This is a genomic window from Serpentinicella alkaliphila (genome assembly GCF_018141405.1).
GTDB lineage: Bacteria > Bacillota > Clostridia > Peptostreptococcales > Natronincolaceae > Serpentinicella > Serpentinicella alkaliphila.
The window spans coordinates 644,838-662,804 of the sequence record NZ_CP058648.1 but is presented as its reverse complement, the minus strand read 5'-3'; the positions used below and the strand labels follow the sequence as shown (position 1 = coordinate 662,804).

17 protein-coding genes and 1 pseudogene are annotated in these 17,967 nt (G+C 32.5%); 16 read left to right on the top strand and 2 right to left on the bottom strand.

Annotation, left to right across the window (positions count from 1 at the left end; genetic code table 11):
- Window positions 1-119: 119 nt before the first annotated feature.
- The 5 genes and pseudogenes from fliW (at window position 120) to HZR23_RS03360 (ending at window position 4,166) form a co-directional block, all read left to right on the top strand.
- Window positions 120-614 (top strand): flagellar assembly protein FliW, encoded by a 495-nt coding sequence (gene fliW, locus HZR23_RS03385; RefSeq protein WP_132848261.1) that lies wholly within the window; start codon window positions 120-122, stop codon window positions 612-614.
- Window positions 615-842 carry a carbon storage regulator CsrA gene (gene csrA / locus HZR23_RS03380; protein WP_132848260.1) on the top strand — a complete coding sequence of 76 codons (228 nt, stop codon included), beginning with the start codon at window positions 615-617 and terminating at the stop codon, window positions 840-842. It abuts the gene before it with no gap.
- A 165-nt stretch (window positions 843-1,007) separates the two neighbouring features.
- Window positions 1,008-2,495 (top strand): flagellin N-terminal helical domain-containing protein, encoded by a 1,488-nt coding sequence (locus HZR23_RS03375; protein WP_132848259.1) that lies wholly within the window; start codon window positions 1,008-1,010, stop codon window positions 2,493-2,495.
- A gap of 190 nt (window positions 2,496-2,685) precedes the next feature.
- Window positions 2,686-3,952 (top strand): annotated as a pseudogene (locus HZR23_RS03365) (IS91 family transposase).
- Window positions 3,953-3,956: 4 nt separating this feature from the next.
- Window positions 3,957-4,166, top strand: a complete 210-nt coding sequence (locus tag HZR23_RS03360; RefSeq protein WP_213050207.1) for a hypothetical protein — start codon at window positions 3,957-3,959, stop codon at window positions 4,164-4,166.
- A 25-nt stretch (window positions 4,167-4,191) separates the two neighbouring features.
- Here HZR23_RS03360 and HZR23_RS03355 read toward each other — a convergent pair whose 3' ends face one another.
- Window positions 4,192-4,392 (bottom strand): transposase, encoded by a 201-nt coding sequence (locus tag HZR23_RS03355; RefSeq protein WP_132848702.1) that lies wholly within the window; start codon window positions 4,390-4,392, stop codon window positions 4,192-4,194.
- A gap of 709 nt (window positions 4,393-5,101) precedes the next feature.
- On the opposite strand from HZR23_RS03355, the gene HZR23_RS03350 reads away from it, so the two are divergent.
- The 6 genes from HZR23_RS03350 to HZR23_RS03325 all read left to right on the top strand — a co-directional run bounded on the left by HZR23_RS03350 (window position 5,102) and on the right by HZR23_RS03325 (window position 11,522).
- Window positions 5,102-6,274: an ABC transporter substrate-binding protein gene (locus tag HZR23_RS03350; RefSeq protein WP_132848703.1), complete on the top strand. Its 1,173-nt coding sequence runs from the start codon at window positions 5,102-5,104 to the stop codon at window positions 6,272-6,274.
- Between the two features lie 120 nt (window positions 6,275-6,394).
- Entirely contained in the window at window positions 6,395-7,288 is an 894-nt protein-coding gene (locus HZR23_RS03345) for a branched-chain amino acid ABC transporter permease (RefSeq protein WP_132848704.1), read from the top strand.
- 2 nt (window positions 7,289-7,290) lie between these two features.
- Complete coding sequence (locus HZR23_RS03340; RefSeq protein WP_132848705.1) at window positions 7,291-8,346, top strand: branched-chain amino acid ABC transporter permease; 1,056 nt, start codon at window positions 7,291-7,293, stop codon at window positions 8,344-8,346.
- The gene (locus tag HZR23_RS03335) at window positions 8,346-9,194 is read left to right on the top strand and encodes an ABC transporter ATP-binding protein (RefSeq protein WP_132848706.1); all 849 of its coding nucleotides are present in this window, start codon (window positions 8,346-8,348) and stop codon (window positions 9,192-9,194) included. Before HZR23_RS03340 ends, HZR23_RS03335 begins: the two co-directional genes overlap by 1 nt.
- Entirely contained in the window at window positions 9,187-9,900 is a 714-nt protein-coding gene (locus HZR23_RS03330) for an ABC transporter ATP-binding protein (protein WP_132848707.1), read from the top strand. The genes HZR23_RS03335 and HZR23_RS03330 overlap by 8 nt, the downstream gene beginning before the upstream one ends.
- A 125-nt stretch (window positions 9,901-10,025) precedes the next feature.
- Window positions 10,026-11,522 (top strand): sodium-dependent transporter, encoded by a 1,497-nt coding sequence (locus HZR23_RS03325; protein ID WP_132848708.1) that lies wholly within the window; start codon window positions 10,026-10,028, stop codon window positions 11,520-11,522.
- A 165-nt stretch (window positions 11,523-11,687) separates the two neighbouring features.
- Here HZR23_RS03325 and HZR23_RS03320 read toward each other — a convergent pair whose 3' ends face one another.
- Window positions 11,688-12,509, bottom strand: coding sequence for an aminotransferase class IV (locus tag HZR23_RS03320; RefSeq protein ID WP_132848709.1), 822 nt, complete (start codon window positions 12,507-12,509; stop codon window positions 11,688-11,690).
- A gap of 166 nt (window positions 12,510-12,675) precedes the next feature.
- On the opposite strand from HZR23_RS03320, the gene HZR23_RS03315 reads away from it, so the two are divergent.
- From HZR23_RS03315 to HZR23_RS03295, 5 genes are all read left to right on the top strand, one after another.
- The gene (locus tag HZR23_RS03315; RefSeq protein ID WP_132848710.1) at window positions 12,676-13,032 is read left to right on the top strand and encodes a flagellar protein FlaG; all 357 of its coding nucleotides are present in this window, start codon (window positions 12,676-12,678) and stop codon (window positions 13,030-13,032) included.
- Between the two features lie 18 nt (window positions 13,033-13,050).
- Window positions 13,051-14,679: a flagellar filament capping protein FliD gene (fliD, locus tag HZR23_RS03310; protein WP_132848711.1), complete on the top strand. Its 1,629-nt coding sequence runs from the start codon at window positions 13,051-13,053 to the stop codon at window positions 14,677-14,679.
- Between the two features lie 26 nt (window positions 14,680-14,705).
- Window positions 14,706-15,083 carry a flagellar export chaperone FliS gene (fliS, locus tag HZR23_RS03305; RefSeq protein ID WP_132848736.1) on the top strand — a complete coding sequence of 126 codons (378 nt, stop codon included), beginning with the start codon at window positions 14,706-14,708 and terminating at the stop codon, window positions 15,081-15,083.
- A 4-nt stretch (window positions 15,084-15,087) separates the two neighbouring features.
- Window positions 15,088-15,558, top strand: a complete 471-nt coding sequence (locus tag HZR23_RS03300) for a flagellar protein FlgN (RefSeq protein WP_132848712.1) — start codon at window positions 15,088-15,090, stop codon at window positions 15,556-15,558.
- A 383-nt stretch (window positions 15,559-15,941) separates the two neighbouring features.
- A complete protein-coding gene (locus tag HZR23_RS03295; protein WP_132848713.1) occupies window positions 15,942-17,516 on the top strand; it encodes a glycoside hydrolase family 26 protein in 1,575 nt (524 codons plus the stop codon).
- Window positions 17,517-17,967: the final 451 nt, after the last annotated feature.

The following is a 17,967-nucleotide window of genomic DNA, read 5'->3' as shown; positions in this document are numbered from 1 at the left end:
AATCTAGAAAACTAGAGTAAGATTAATAAATACAAATATGGGTATGACTAGACCAGCACAGAATTATTCTGCAGCTGGTCTTATAAGTACATATAACGAAAAAAATAGGAGGTAATCGAATGTTAATAAATTCAAAACATTTTGGTGAAATAGAGATAGAAAAAGAAAAAATCTTAAAATTTGTTGATGGTATACCTGGTTTGAATAACTTAACTGAATATGTGATTTTAGATAATGAGGATGCAGATATTCCGTTTAAATGGCTACAATCAGTGGAGGACGAAGATGTTACATTTGTAATTTTGAATCCATTTATATTTAAGCCTGATTATGATTTTGTAATTAACGATAGTACAATAACTAGACTTGAGATAGAGAATGAGAAAGATATAATAGTGTATAGTATAGTTGTGGTTCCAGAGGATATAACCAAAATGACTGCTAATTTGGCAGCTCCAATTATTATTAATTCAATGAACAAAAAAGCTAAGCAAGTAATATTAGAAGGAGATAAATATAGCATAAAACATTATATAATGGATGAACTAAATAACAACTCTACTAAAAATTCTGGGAATGATATATATGAAGAGAAGGTAGAGGAGGCGTTGTAGATGCTTGTTTTAACTAGAAAACAAAATGAAAGTATTGTGATAGGGAAAGATATTGAAGTTAAGATATTAGCTATAGAGGATGGCAAAGTTAAGCTAGGTATAGAAGCACCTAGAGATATAGAAATATATAGAAAAGAAATTTATGTTGAAATAGAGAAGGAGAATGTATCTGCAATTAATCAAAGTATTAATATGGATGCATTGAAAAAAATGTTAATAAAAAAATAAAAAAAATGTAGTAAAAGGTCTAAAGTTAGTTTAATTTATTACCGATAATATTAATGAAAGCGAAACTTCTTATTTCATTTAGCCGGCAAAAGAAAAAGGAGTTTTATAAATAACCTTACGGCAAGGATGCTGAAGGAAAAACTAAAATTCAAGGAGGAATTACAAATGAGAATTAATAACAACTTAATGGCAATGAATACCCACAGACAGTTGGGAGCTGCAGGTGCAAATGGTGCCAAATCAATGGAAAAATTATCATCAGGATTTAGAATTAATAAAGCTGGGGATGATGCAGCTGGTCTTGCGATCTCGGAAAAAATGAGAGGACAAATTAGAGGTTTAAATCAAGCTTCTAGAAATGCTCAAGATGGTATCTCTATGATTCAAACAGCTGAAGGTGCATTACAAGAATCTCACGCAATTCTTCAAAGAATGAGAGAACTTGCAGTACAATCTTCAAATGATACAAACGTATCAGTTGACCGTGGAGAGATCCAAAAAGAAATGGATGAATTAGCTAAAGAAGTAACAAGAATAGCTAATAATACAGAGTTTAATACTCAAAAACTTATAAATGGTGGAATAAAAGATGACGGAATAAAGTCAGCAAAATTCCATGTTGGAGCAAATTCTAACCAAGATATAACTTTATCAATTAATGCAATGGATGCTAAGTCTCTCGGAGTGTCTAGAGATGTATCAAAAGCTACGATTTCAGCGGCTACTGATGTAACAAGTGCTGAACTTTCTGGAACATTAGGTACTGCATTGACTGATGGGGCGAGCTTAAGCTTAACAGCTAATGCTACAGCAGCTAAGACTGCTTGGACAGCTGGAGCTTTGGGGATAACTGGAACATCTTTAGAGTCAACTGCAAACTCTTCACAATATAATGATTATACAATCACTGTTACAAAAACCGGTGGAGCTGGTGCTGATGTTACTGCCGCAATTGATAATACGACGAAGAAAATTACAATAAATTATTCATCAGATGTTGCTGCAGGAGCATCTACAGCGGCGAAGTTAAATACTGCATTAACTGGAGCTGGTATAGCTTTAACAGCTACAGGAGATGCAACTGCAGTTGCAGGTGCGGCAGATGCTGCAGCAACTACTGCTGGACTAGCAGCTGATGAAGTTAGACTTACAATTGGTTCAGAAAATGTAGTAGTTAAAAATACAGCTACATCAGCTACATTTACAAGTGCTGCTAATAAAGGGCTCACTGTAAATCTAGATGGAAGTTTAACAGCAGCTACAGCAGCTACAATAGCCATAGAAGTAGATGCAGCAACAGCAGCAACATTTGCTGGCGGAGAAAAAACTGCTGATGCAAACGCAGCCGCAGGTATTGATGTATCAACTCAGTCTGCTGCTAGTTCAGCAATAACAACTATTCAAACTGCAATTGAAACAGTGTCAGCTGAAAGATCTAAACTTGGAGCATACCAAAATAGATTAGAACATACTATTAAGAATCTAGATACAGCTTCTGAAAACCTACAAGCTTCTGAAAGTAGAATCAGAGACGTAGATATGGCGAAGGAAATGATGGAGTTCACAAAGAACAATATCCTTCAACAAGCAGCTCAAGCTATGTTGGCTCAAGCAAACCAGGCTCCTCAAGGAGTACTTCAGTTATTAAGATAAGCATTGAGCTATTTTAGAATCAGTCTAAAAATGATCAAGTGCTTACCCTGATGAACAATGTAAAGAAGGGTTTTATAACTAAGTCATAATAATTAGAGAGTCAGAGATATTTTCCTCTCTGACTCTTTTTTTATTCTATAGGAAATTATAAAATTAAAAATCTGTGGATAACATATGGTATGATTGAGATATGAATAGAAAAAAGATAACAGTTAAAGAGATATTGGTAGATAGATATGAGGACTTTAAAAACACATACTGGTCTAGAGTTCCTAAGGTTATGAGAGAACATATAGATGATCTAGTAAATAAGGCTATAAATTGTAGCGATGTTAAAAATGGATATGCCGAATATATATGTGAGGATTGTTTTAGTGTAACGAAAGTACCATTTACATGTAAAAGCAAGTTTTGCAATAAATGCGGAAGAGTATATACACTAAAATGGGCCGAAAAGCAAAGAACAGAACATGTTAAGGGTAGGGCATAGACATAGTGTATTTACAATGCCTAAGGAACTGAGAAACTTCTTTTATGCAAGGAGAGAATTATTAAAAGAATTGCAGGATGCAGTATACAACGTAATTTCATATTGGTATAAAAATAATAGGAAATGTGATTATGAAGTAGGTATAATAGCTGTAGTGCACACCTTTGGAAGAGATTTGAAATGGAACCCACATATACATGCATTAGTAACAGAGGGAGCAATAGATAGAAATAATAATTGGTGGAAGAGTGTTGAATATATACCATATCCATTTTTGAAGAAAGCATGGCAGAAGGTGCTACTAGAAATAATTAAGAAATATTTTAATAGTTATGAAACCAGGCAGCTAATAAGTGAGATGTATAAAAGATATCCAAATGGGTTTTATGTTAATGCAAAGAGAAAACTGAATGATACAAGACAAGCAGTAAAGTACATAGGAAGATATCTTGCTAGAGCAAATATAGCAGAATATAGAATAGAGGAATATGATGGAGAAAAGGTTACGTTTTGGTATGAAGATCATAACGATGGAAAAAAAGTAAAGATAACTATGGATGTGTTAGAATTTATAGGAAAAATAACACAACATATAGTACCTAAAGGATTCAAGACAGTAAGAAGATATGGACTGTATTCAAGGAGAAGAAATAAGATATCCAAGGATATAGTGCATCTATATAATTTTATGAAGGAAAAGTCTATAGAAAAATTGCTTAGGGATAAGAGAAAAAGTTTTGAAAAGAAAAAGACCTGGAAAGAGAGGATTATAGAGAATTTCGGAAGAAATCCACTTTTATGTGTAAAATGTACCACTGAAAAAATTTTATGGAGAATATGGCATAAAGACTATGGGGTGATATATGATATAAGAGAATCTAGGGATATGGAGGAAATATTATATGAGCCCATTAGTAGAGCGCCATTACAAAGAAAAGTTGTACAAATATCATTGTTTGAAGTGTAAGTATTTGGAGTGGGCTCCCGCAGATATTGTGGATGAGTTTGCAGATTTGGATACCTACTGTGACGAAGAGTACGACGAAGAACAAAATAAAAATAGAAAAGGTATGCCGATTATGGTATGCCCTAATTGTAATGAGGATTTTTATTATTTTGGTGAACAAAAAGAAGAAAAACACTCATACCTAGAAGAAGATGATGAGTGTATTCCTTTTTAAACACAGTCCCCGTCAGGGGATTTTTTTATGCATCCTCTGGTCTAAGCTTACCCTTACCTGGGAATGCATTTTCTCCATGGATGCTATATTGCTTTACCCATCTTCTGATACTTGTAGGGGTAACAACTATATCTTTAGCTACATCAGTTGGTTTTTTGCCTAATTCTGTTACAAGTTTGACTATTTCTTTCTTATAATCTTCAGTAAATTCATTTTTGTTACTCATTGCTGTAACACGTCCTTTCTAGGTTTATTATAACAACCTTTATACGTGTCCAGCAAATCTAATACACTCTAGGTCTCCGGTTGAACAAGCTAATTTTTTAGCTAGAAGTCAGGGATTCCGTATTATGATCCCTTCTTAAGTTTTAAATCTATACTTTTAAAAAAAGTCATCCAGCGATGGCTTGTTTTACTATACTCATTTATTTTTCGGACGATTCTAGCTACTTATTTCAGACTTTGTTTCCTTTAAAAAGTCTAGTCCGACCACTTTAGCAGTTTAAAATAGTATGGTCATTTAACCATAGAAATAAAGAATCCAAAGAGCATTATCAAGAGAGCATTATAAAGTTATTCCAATAAAAACAGATCTTATTACAACTATTTTGTATTGGTACAGATTCCATTATTAAATTGCTTAAAAACTATATTTTATCTAGTTTTATTGGACATAACGTTGAATTTATCTAATGTTGTGAAAATTTCAAAAAATATCCATAAAAAAATGTTTTGAAAAATCTAAAAATTTGTATTATACTTATAAATATTAAATATTTGTGAACATATGTATATGATATGTGAACAAACAAAAAGTTAAATATTTAAGTGGAAAGTACGTATTATTTCTTATTGACTATGAGCTTCCCTTTAGGGAAGCTACATATATAAAAATTATAATGAAAACGAAAAATCAAAAAAGGGGAGATTACGACATGAAAAAAGGATTATCATTATTAGTAATCCTAATGCTAGTTTTATCACTTGCGGTAACTGGCTGTGGCAAAAAACAGGAGGCAACAACACCACCACCAGCGGCGGCTGATGATGTAATTAAAATTGGTATCTTTGAACCAATGACTGGTGCAAATGCAGCAGGTGGAGCTTTAGAAGTAGAAGGTATTCGTTTAGCTAATGAACTTTACCCAGAAGTTTTAGGTAAAAAAGTTGAATTAGTTTTAGCAGATAACAAGTCTGACGTAGTTGAAGCAGCAAGTGCAGCAGCTAGATTAGTTGATAGAGACAAAGTAGTAGCTATCATTGGAAGCTGGGGAAGCTCTTTATCTATGGCAGCTGGAGATATCGTAAGAGATGCAAAAGTACCAGCAGTAGCAGCTTCTGCAACAAACCCACTAGTTACTCTAGGAAATGATTTCTATTTCAGAGTTTGCTTCTTAGATCCTTTCCAAGGAACTGTAATGGCTAACTATGCTTACAACAATCTTGGAGCAAAAAAAGTAGCTATTATTAGAGAAGTTTCAAGTGATTACTCAGTAGGTTTAGCGAAATTCTTTGAAGATGCATTTAAACAATTAACTGGAGATCCAAATGCAGTAATCGAAGTTTCTAACTATAATACTGGGGATAGTGATTTCTCATCTCAATTATTAAACATTAGTGCAAAAAATCCAGATGCTATATTTGCTCCTGGTAACTTTACTGAATCAGCTTTAATTATTGCACAAGCAAGAAAATTAGGAATTCAAACTCCATTCTTTGGTGGAGATACTTGGGAAACACCTGAGTTCTTAGAACTTGGTGGAGCAGCTGTAGAAGGCGCTGTGTTCTCTACATTCTTCTCATCTGATGTTCCTATAACTGAAGAATCTCAAATCTTCTTAGATGCTTATAGAGCAAAATTTGGTAAAGAGCCAGCGGCTGTTACAGCTTTAGGTTATGATGCATATTTAGTTATCTTAAAAGCTATCGAAAGAGCTGGAACAACAGATCCAGAAGCTATTAGAAATGAAATTGCAAAAACAGCTAACTTCCCTGGAGCAGCTGGTATGATCACACTTGACGAAAATGGAGATGCAGTTAAGAGTGCGGTTATCAAAGTTGTTAAAGATGGAGAATTTGTATATTCAACAACAGTAGAACCTTTCTAATTAGTAAAAATAAAATGTTATTGGCTTCCTTCCTATTCAGGAAGGGAGCCATAATTATGAATGAGAGTTTATGGGATATTTATGTAATTTAAGAAAACTAAAATTTTAGGTGGTGTACTTATGACGCTTGATTTGTTAATGCAGCATTTGACAAATGGTATATCTCTTGGAAGTCTTTATGCACTAATTGCAATTGGCTACACTATGGTATATGGTATATTAAGATTAATTAACTTTGCCCATGGTGAAATATTTATTATGGCATTATATTTTGCATTTTATGGTGTTGCAGTATTTTCACTGCCATGGTATGCAGCATTTATTATTGCAATAATTCTAACAGCATGTCTAGGTATGCTAGTTGAAAGGGCTGCATATAAGCCTCTAAGAAATTCGCCAAGAATTACAATAATGGTTTCTGCCATCGGTGCTTCTTTCTTTATACAAAATTTAGCAACAGTTATTTTTGGTGGAAGACCAAAGGCATTTCCTACAGTAGCATTTTTTACTGATGTAATTCAAATTGGATCAGTTTCTATGCAACAATTAACTTTAGTAATTCCAACTGTAACAATTACTTTATTATTTGCACTTTCATTTTTAGTTAACAAAACTAAAGTAGGTATGGCAATGAGAGCAGCATCTAAAGATTTTGAAACTTCAAGACTTATGGGAATTGATGTTAATAGAATTATAACTCTTACCTTCGCAATAGGATCTGTATTAGCAGCAGTAGGGGCAATTATGTGGGGGATGAAATTCCCAACAATCGAACCGGCAAGAGGGGTTATGCCTGGTCTTAAATGTTTTATAGCCGCTGTTGTTGGAGGTATCGGAAGTATACCTGGAGCAGTTATTGGAGGTTTTATACTTGGATTAGGAGAAATTCTAATTGTTGCATTTTTACCTCAGTTAACTGGATATAGAGATGCCTTTGCATTCATTTTGTTAATCATTATCTTATTATTTAGACCCACAGGTATTATGGGTGAAAAAATATCGGAGAAGGTGTAGACATGAAAAAGAGAAATATAATTTTAACTTTATTATGTATAGTAGCATTAATAGGCTTTATTGTTTATGCTAATGGAAATTTTGGACCATATCAAAGAAGGGTTTTAAACCTTTGTGCAATTTATACAGTATTAGCACTAAGTATGAATTTAATTAATGGATTCACTGGTTTATTCTCCTTAGGACACGCAGGATTTATGGCTGTAGGTGCGTATACCACAGCTATATTAACTATGTCTGAGGCATCTAAGCAGCAAAACTTTTTTATGACACCTATCGTAGGGCCTTTAGAAAGTATATCTTTACCTTTTCTACCAGCACTTATCATTGGCGGACTTTTATCAGCATTTGTTGCATTTTTAATTGGTGCGCCTACATTAAGGCTAAAGGGAGACTATTTAGCAATTGCAACATTAGGATTTTCGGAGATTATTAGAATTATTTTTACTAATACTCAAAGTTTAACTAACGGATCACTAGGATTAAAAGGTATACCAAACACTACTAACCTTTGGTGGAGTTTTGGGTGTGCTGCTTTCACTTTATTATTTATAGTTGCATTAATTAATAGTAGTTATGGTAAAGCATTTAAAGCAATTAGAGAAGATGAAATTGCAGCAGAAAGTATGGGTATAAACCTATTTAAACATAAAATATTATCTTTTGTTATTGGAGCATTCTTTGCAGGAATTGGTGGAGGACTTTTGGGAAATCTATTAGGTTCAATTAATCCAAATATGTTCAGATTTATTTTAACATTCAACGTTCTATTAATTATTGTACTTGGTGGAATGGGAAGTATAACTGGAACAGTTTTATCATCTTTTATTGTAACATCAGGATTAGAGTATCTAAGATTCCTAGATGAATCAGTTAATTTAGGATTTATTAAACTAGAAGGTGTTGCAGGTTTAAGGATGGTTGTTTTTTCAACTATACTAATGGTTGTAGTTATATTCTTTAATAATGGTTTGATGGGGAATAAGGAATTTAGTTGGGATAAGTTTATAAACTTCTTTAAAAGAAGACCCTTCCAAAAGAAAGGGGTGCAGCAATAATGGCCTTATTAAAAACAAATAATATGACTATGAAATTTGGTGGGTTAACTGCAGTAAAAGATTTTAATCTTGAACTGAATAAAGGTGAAATAGTTGCCCTAATTGGACCAAATGGTGCAGGAAAAACTACGGCTTTTAACATGATTTCAGGGGTATATAAGCCGACAATTGGAACTATAAATTTTAAAGACACGAATATAACGGGAGTAAAACCCCATGAAATAACTAAGCTTGGTTTAGCAAGAACTTTTCAAAACATACGTTTATTTAAAGAATTAAGTGTATTAGACAATGTACTAATTGCTAATCATTTAAATGTTAATTCTGGGATTTTATCTGCATGCGTTAACAATATGGCAGAATATGTTTCATATTTTTCACATTTACTACCGGAATCAGTTGCATCTAAAATCTTGAAATCTACTTCTGCCCTAGGCTATAAAAAAGAAGAAAATGAGATTTTAGAAAAGTCATTATTTTTACTCGAAAAAACTGGGTTAGTAGATTTGAAAGATGAGAAATCAAGCAGTTTACCTTATGGTTTACAAAGAAGACTAGAGATTGCTAGAGCACTAGCAACAAATCCTGAGATATTACTTTTAGATGAGCCAGCAGCAGGAATGAACCCAAAGGAAACAGATGATTTAACGGATTTTATTCAAGAAATTAGGGATGATTTTGAATTAACTGTATTTATGATAGAGCATCATATGCAGGTTGTAATGGGAATATCAAACAAAATATATGTTTTAGACTATGGTGTTACTATAGCTGAGGGTACTCCCCAAGAAATACAGAATAATGACAGGGTAATACAGGCATATTTGGGGGTGAGTGAAGATGCTTAAAATAAGGGATTTACATGTATCATATGGTGGAATAAAAGCTCTAAAGGGAATAGATTTAGATGTTGAAGAAGGAAAAATAGTTGCTCTAATAGGTGCCAATGGTGCTGGTAAAAGTACTACACTTAGATCTATAGTAGGTCTTACAAAACCTGAGAGTGGAACTATAACATACAACGGCGTAGATTTACTAAAAATGGATACAAAGGATATGGTTAAGTCTGGAATAACATTAGTTCCTGAGGGTAGAAGAGTATTTGCCAACTTAACTGTGCTGGAAAACTTAAAAATAGGTGCGTACTATCGTAAAGATAGTAAACAAATAAAGGAAGACTTAGAGTGGGTATATAGCCTGTTTCCTAGGTTAGAAGAAAGAACTTGGCAGTTAACGGGGACTTTATCCGGCGGGGAGCAACAAATGGTTGCAGTAGGTAGAGCCCTTATGTCTAGACCTAAACTTTTAATGATGGATGAACCTTCCCTAGGATTAGCACCTTTAATAGTTAAAGAGATCTTTAATATTATAAAAGAGATTCACAAACAGGGTGTAACAGTACTTTTAATTGAACAAAATGCTAATGTTTCTTTAAGAATTGCTGATGAAGCTTACGTTATGGAAACTGGTAAAATAATGTTAAAAGGAACTGGGCAAGAGCTATTAAATAATGCTGAAGTTAAGAAAGCATATTTAGGTGATGGTGCACATTAATAAAAGAAAACGATTATCTTAGTGAAATTTAAGATAATCGTTTTTCTAAATACTTTTCAGCAATATTTTTTAAAAATCAGGCTTTACTGCATTAAATAGATAATTTAATAAAGAGGAGGGACAGTATGAGTCAAAAAAATGAACAATGGGGTAGCCGCTGGGGATTTATTATGGCTGCAGTAGGTATGGCTATAGGTACAGGTAACATATGGCGTTTTCCTAGAGTAGCAGCAGCTAATGGTGGTGGACCATTTATAATTGCATGGACAATAGCCCTATTTGTGTGGGCCATACCATTACTTATGGGTGAAATGGTTATGGGAAGAAAAACAGGCCTAGGTACTATAGGTGCCTTTAGAGATTTTGTTGGTAAAAAGTACACTTGGATGGGTACTTGGATAGCCGTAGTTTGTTTAGGAATTATGTTTTATTATTCAGTAGTAATGGGTTGGTGTGTTAAATACTTTACTTTAGCAGTATCAGGTGAATTTAAACCAGGAATGGATACTGTAGCGACAAAGGCTATTTGGGATACATTTACTACAACACCATCACAAACAATTTTATTTCACTTCATTTCAATGTTAGTAGCTGGTTTTATTATTTATAAAGGGGTAACGGGTGGGATTGAAAAGGCATCTAAAATTATGATTCCAACTTTATTCGCCTTACTAATAATTGCGGTAGTTAGAACATTGACTTTACCTGGGGCTACACAAGGCCTAGAATATCTATTTAGCCCTAAGCTATATATGCTAAAGGATTATAACATATGGTTACAGGCTTTTGCCCAGGCTGCTTGGTCAACGGGAGCTGGTTGGGGCTTTATAATTACCTATGCAGTTTATACAAAAAAGAAAGAAGATATTGGTGGTAACTGTTTAATCATGGGCTTTGGTGATAATCTAGGTGCATTAATTGCGGGTATGACAGTACTTCCTGCTATTTATGCTCTTTCTCCAACTCAACAGTTTGCGGAGCAGGCCTTAGCTTCAAATAATACTGGTATAACTTTTATATATTTAGCACAGCTATTTACACAATTACCAGCAGGTAATATTTTAGCTGCTGTCTTCTTTGGAGCAATGGCAATAGCTGCCCTTTCATCTCTACTACCTATGATAGAAGTAGGGGTTAGAAACCTAATGGATATGGGAATGGACAGACAAAAAGCAACAATAATTATTTCAGTTTTTGGTTTTATTCTAGGAATACCTTCAGCGTATAGTTTGAACTTCTTAGATAACCAAGATTGGGTATGGGGAGTAGGTCTATTACTAAGTGGTCTATTCGTAGCGTTTGCTATGATGAAATATGGATTAGAAAGAGCAAGAGCTGTAATCAACCTTGATGGAGCAGACTTTAAAATAGGTAAATGGTGGTCGAATTGTGTTAGACTTTTCCCAGTTCTATTTACAATAATTGTAGGATGGTGGATATGGCAGTCAATTACTTGGTACCCAGATAATTGGTGGGATCCATTTGAAATATTTAGTGTAGGCACGATTATTGTTCAATTTGCAATACTAATAGTAGTAGCACTTGTAACTAATAGTTGGCTTGCTAAAAAAGTGGGTAAAGGTAGAGATATAACTGAAGGGGAAAGCAGTACGATTTCCTAAATAGGAGGTAATTAAGTATGTCAACAACATCAGTAATTATGATGGTTTGTACTTTGGGTTTTTATGGATTTGGATTTATATATTTATTAAATAAAGCATATAAATCTGGTAAGGAAGATAATGAGTAATCATAATATAGAAGAAGAGGGCGACCTCTTCTTTTTGTTATACATAATCTTTTATATAATTAGAAATTAAAAAATTATATTCATCTATTATTTTAAGGATTAACGGATGAACATTAGAATTAAATAGTAAATCATCTACAGATGCTATTGGAAGAACTTTAGGTGATGTGCCAGTCATAAATAAGCCTTCGGACTCTTTAAGGAAGTCTACTGCGATAGTTTTTTCAATTACGCAAATGTTTAGGCTATTACATAATTCAATAATTCGTTTTCTGGTTATACCTTTTAATACATCATCAGCCGGTGGTGTAAATACTGTATTGTCTTTAACTAAAAATATATTTGAACGGCTACCTTCCGTAATTTCATTAGAATGATTTACTAAGATAGCTTCATAAGCTTGGTGTTTATCGAGTTTTTCTTTTATGCTTTCTCTAAATGAAGTATGAATAACTTTAGCATTCGGATTATCTCTTACGGCTTTGAATAAAACAGCGTTAACACCATTTGAATATTCTTCTTTTGTAGGATAATTACTCACTATGAAATATATTAAAGAATTTGGCTCTTCATTTATATCTGTAACAACTATTTTTATGTTTTTGTTATAACAATCATTTAATTTAATTAAATTATCAATATAGCTAATTAATTGTTTTTTTTCTAAGGAATAATCACTTCCAATAAGTTTAAAAGATTCATTTAACCTGTCTAAATGCTCTTCAACAAAAAGTGGAACCCCATTTAATACCCTTATAACTTCATAAACGGAATTTTGTAAATTTATTTCATGATTAAATTTTTTAGTTTCATTTTTAGTGCCATTTAATATATAATATTTTTCTTGTATTTCATTCATTATTATCCTCTCCCTACGTACCAATTCATTAATAGTATTCTATCAAATAGCAATAAAATTATCTAAATATTTTTTATTAATTTTGTTTGTTTTACGACAAAATAATTAAACTTTTTATGAATTTCATCCGATAAATAAGTATAAAGTATGTTCAGGAGGGATCCGTATGAAAATTGAAAGTGTGAGCTCGAATCACTTAAGCCTTTCAAATAAAGTAGCTGGGCAAGGAAGTCGAGACGTTAAACCTAATATTGAAACACAGCAACAAAGTGGAAGTCAACTTAAGGAAAAAAAAATTGATGATGAGCAACTAATAAAAGCATTAGAAAAGGCTAATAAAAGCTTTGAAGCTTTTGACAGAAAATTTGAGAGGTCAGTACATGAAAAAACAAATACTTTCATGGTTAAAGTCATTGATTCGTCAACTGGAGAGGTTATTCGTGAGCTGCCACCTGAGAAGTTGTTAGATATGGTAGCTAACATGCTGGAAGTTGCAGGTATATTAATGGATAGAAAGCTTTAGGTTTAAGGGGGTAGTAAGATGAGAATTGGTGGCATAGCGTCTGGAATGGATACTGAGCAAATGGTTAAAGATTTGATGAAAGTTGAACGCGGCCGTGTAGATAGACTATTGCAACAAGAACAGAGGGTAAAATGGCGTCAAGAGGCCTATAACGATATAAATCGTAAAATGGCTAATTTTATATTAAATACAAGAAAAGCTTTTTCAGGTAATGAAAGAGCTATTACAAGAGGAACTGTTGAGAGATTTGACTGGGTAAAAAGTGCTAACTCATCAAATGAAGGTATAGTTAAAGCAACTGCTACAACTGGAGCAATAAATGGCACACATACAGTAAGAGTAGATCAACTTGCAGAAGTAGCATCTTTCACAACAAATATTAACGATATGCTAAACTCTGACGGCACATTTAATGTAAATAAAGAAATTACAATTGCTACTAAAATTGGCGATTCATTAAAGGAGGTCAAATTAGAAATTGACCCAGGTAAGATATCTAATATAGGTGAGCTAGTTTCGGCTATTAACAGTGCTACATATCAAGAAACAGAAAATTCACCTAAAATAAACCTAGGCTTACGTGCAGCATATGATAAGGATTTAGGTAAGCTAATGGTTACTACTAGAGAGACCGGTGCAAAGCAAGAAGTTTCATTAAAAGAAGGAACTGAATTTTTTGGCACTGCCGGCAATGCTAAACCAGGCAAAGATTCTGTTATATATTTTAATGGTTTGGATGCACAAAATCGTATAGAAAAAGGTACTAATAGCTTTTCAGTATTTGGTATAAACTTACAACTCGAATCTATTAGTCCTCCTGGGACTAGTATTAATATTAGTGTAAATGCTAATGTAGATGGCATATACAATAAGGTACAAGAATTTGTTAAAAGCTATAACGAAATGATAGATGAAATAAATGGATTGACAGGCCAGAAAATTTTTAGAGACTTTTTACCATTAACTGAAGAGCAAAAGAAGGCTATGTCAGAAGATGACATTAAAAGATGGGAAGAAAAGTCTAAAAGTGGTTTACTTAGACAGGATGAAGGTTTAACTAGAATTCAGCAAAGTATGAGATCTAGTCTATATAATCAAGTACAGGGAACTATAGGGCAGTTTAACCATATAACTAGTATAGGTATTACAACTGGTACATATCAAGATGGTGGTAAACTAGTTATTAATGAAGAGAAACTAAAAGCAGCTATATCTAATGACCCTGAGGGTGTTGTAAACCTATTATTTAAAACTTCAGACACTGTTGTTCCAACCAGTGGCAGTCAAGAGGAAATTAGGGCTGCTAGACAGAAACAGGCAAATGAATCTGGCCTAATACAACGGATATATAATGATATGATTACAGGCATGAAGGATATAATTAGGCGTTCAGGAACCAGTACTGATGCTTCCTTATTTAGAACAGTACAGTCTAATATGCTAATCGACTTTGTTACTTCAAACTCAAATATAAGTGTTATAGATAAAGATTTAAGCGATATTAATAAAAGGATTGCACGGGAAGAGCAAATAATTGCAGGAAGAGAAGATAGGTATTGGAAACAGTTTGCTGCTATGGAAAAAGCTATGAATCAAATGCAGCAACAAGGTAACTGGCTAATGTCTCAGCTTGGAATGGGTAAGTAAGAAAGGTGAGGTGACTTAATGTGGCAATGCAAAATCCATATAATAATTATAAAGAGAATAGTGTAAAGACAGCTAGTCCCGAAGAATTGACCTTAATGCTTTATAATGGAGCAATTAAATTTATTGGGCAAAGTAAAATACATATAGAGAATAAAAATATCGAAAAAACAAACGAGACAATTGTAAGAGCCCAAAGTATAATACAGGAGTTAAATGTTACACTAAACATGGATTACGAAATTTCGAAGAATTTAAGAATGCTATATGTATTTATTCTAGATAAGTTAGTTGATGGTAATATTAAAAAGGAAATTGCCCCGCTAGATGAAGCATTAGAAATAGTTACTTCACTAAGAGATACGTGGAAAGAGGCAATGAAGGTTTCTAAATTAGGAAATAGGTGATTAAATGGAAGAAATAGTTAGCTATTTAATAAAGCTAAGTGATGGAAAATTTCAATTACTTAATTCTATGTACGATATAACTTTAAAACAAGGAAAAGCCTTGAAAGAAAATAATGTTGAGTTATTAAATAAAGCTATAGGTGAAAAACAAGATATAATTGAAAGAATTGATATTCTTGATAAGGAATTTTTAGAAAAATATGAGCTAGTTAAAAGAGGTTTAGGAATAGAAAATATTGAAAAATTAACAGAACCAGTTATTGGTTTTAAATCTTTACAAAGTAAAATTAGAGATATTATGGATATGCTAAACAAGATTAGACAAGTGGATGATAGTAATGTGAAACAAGCTAAAATCAATATGGACGAGTCAAAAAAACACTTGCAAAATGTGCGGATAGGAAAGAAAGCATATAGTTCATATAATAGAAAACCTATGGAAGGTGCCTCTATTTTTTTAGATAAGAAAGAGTAGACTATTGTTTAAAATCTAAATTTCGGTTATAATTTATTAAGGTGCATAGAAGGTCTGTGGTTGTAAGTCCAGGCCAGTCGCAGGCAAAAGGACCCACGTAAGTTAGCAAAAAAGTTGCTATCGATCATGGTGCGGCTTAGAGGTAAGACCTGCCGGGTATACCGAGAGAGGTAATAGTAAGGCAACCCCGAGCGAACCCTCCAGCAGGCGAGTGTGGGGTCAAAGACCAGGTCAGCTTCACTGTACTTATTAAAAAAGCTTTGAAAAATTCAGAGCTTTTTTATTTTTTTGATTTTTCATTTTCGAAGGTAAATATTTGAAGGTAATTTATGTATTTTTGTCGAATGAAAAAAGTAGACATAATAGTGAAGGAGATGAACTAAATGATTAAGAAAATAATTATGGCGACAATAATGACCATATGTCTATTTACTACGTCTGTTTTTGCGAGTTCAAATAATTTATATATAAGAAATGGTATGCAAGTGACAAATAATCAGTTTACAAAACAAGATGATTTTAAAGTAATTATACCTGGAAGTACGAATGAATATATTGATTATTCAAACGGATATTCGATCAAATACCCAAATCATATGTGGGTGGATGTATCACTTTCGGATGTTAGAACAGTAATTGCTGATGGTGATACTCGTTTTGAAATATACTATGACAACTTTAACGGTACGATACATACGGCTAATAGCTATATAAGCTATAGTAGTAGATTTAAAAATAATAGAAAAGATCATATGATTGAAAAGGATGTAAATATAACCGTAAATGGATTTAGAACACATTTACTAAAATGGCATAGAGAAAAAATTAATAATATAACAAATGATAAAAACTATTATAAAAATGCCAAAATTGTTAAAAATCAGAAAGAGGTTTATACTATTTTTATTAAATCTTCAAAGCCAATAGAAAACTATATGGGTATAATTAATAGCTTTAAACTAGTTGATAAAAAGGCAACCCCTACAATTAATAGAACATTTAAATTATTAGATAAGAGTTTTAATGAAGAAACAGCAAGATTCTATAGAGAAAATTTTTTAGAAGCAGATAGGCTGAAGTGGGGAATTTTTGAATGGACATCTTCTACACACTATGATTTTTTAAATAAGCTAGAGGAAAGACTAGACTATCCCTTTGGGTTTCTTGTTAGATATCAAACATTAAAAACAGAATTTCCAATGAAAGAAATGCAAAGGGCTTACAATAATAATAAGTATGTTGAACTTACACTTCAAACTAAATATACCCATCATAGTGATACAGATAATACTAGCATCACATACGATATACTAAATGGTAAGTATGACGATTTTTTAATAAAATATGCTCAGGATATGAAAGAGTTTGGTCATCCTGTTTTATTTAGATTAAATAACGAAATGAATGGTGATTGGTGCATATACTCTAGTTATTTTACATCTAATGACACTGAACTGTTTAAGGCTAAATGGATATATATTTATAACATTTTTAAGAGTCAGGGTGTAGATAATGCTATTTGGGTATGGAATCCACATGATGGTTCTTTTCCAGGCTTTAAATGGAATCACTATTTAACCTATTATCCCGGTGATGAGTATGTTGATGTAGTAGGCTTAACTGGATACAATCCAGGTACTCATTTTAAAGGGGAAAGTTGGAAGGAGTTTCATGAAATTTATCCACATTTATATGAAGAGTATGCTAATACTTTTGAGCATCCTCTTATGATAACCGAATTTGGTTCTAGCTCTATAGGTGGGGATAAAATTAAGTGGATAAAAGATATGTTTAATACTATTGATCAATTTGATAGAATTAAAGTTGCTATTTGGTGGAATGGCATTGATTGGGATTCAGAAGGTAATCCTGGAAGGATATATAGATTAGATGAAACTGAAGAAATGTTGGATGTATTTAGAACTGGACTTTCAAAATATAAAGAGGTACAAGAATAGTAAAAATAACTCTCTGAATTAATTTAGAGGGTTATTTTTCATATGAGAACAAAAAATTAGCAATATATTGGGGATAAATAATTTCAAATCCAGGAATAAATAGGTCTAGAGACGGATATTTCAAGTTTTAAAGTTAAAAATATTTTTATTAATTCACATACATATTAACAATTAATTAACATATAAAATTGACTATTTTAAGGTTATCAACACGTTTATAAACATTATCCACAATATAAACATAAACATATCCACAATTAAAAGAAAAAAAACATTCATTTTTAAAATAAATGAGCATAACTTTTTAATATATAAACATTAAATGAAAATAGAACTCCATTAAATAATTAATGTAGATTATTATAGTTTAATTAATCTTATAAATGAAATACTATAAAAAAGCACTTCTTTATTTCTTAGAGACTTCTCATAAAGATTCAGCAAAAAAATG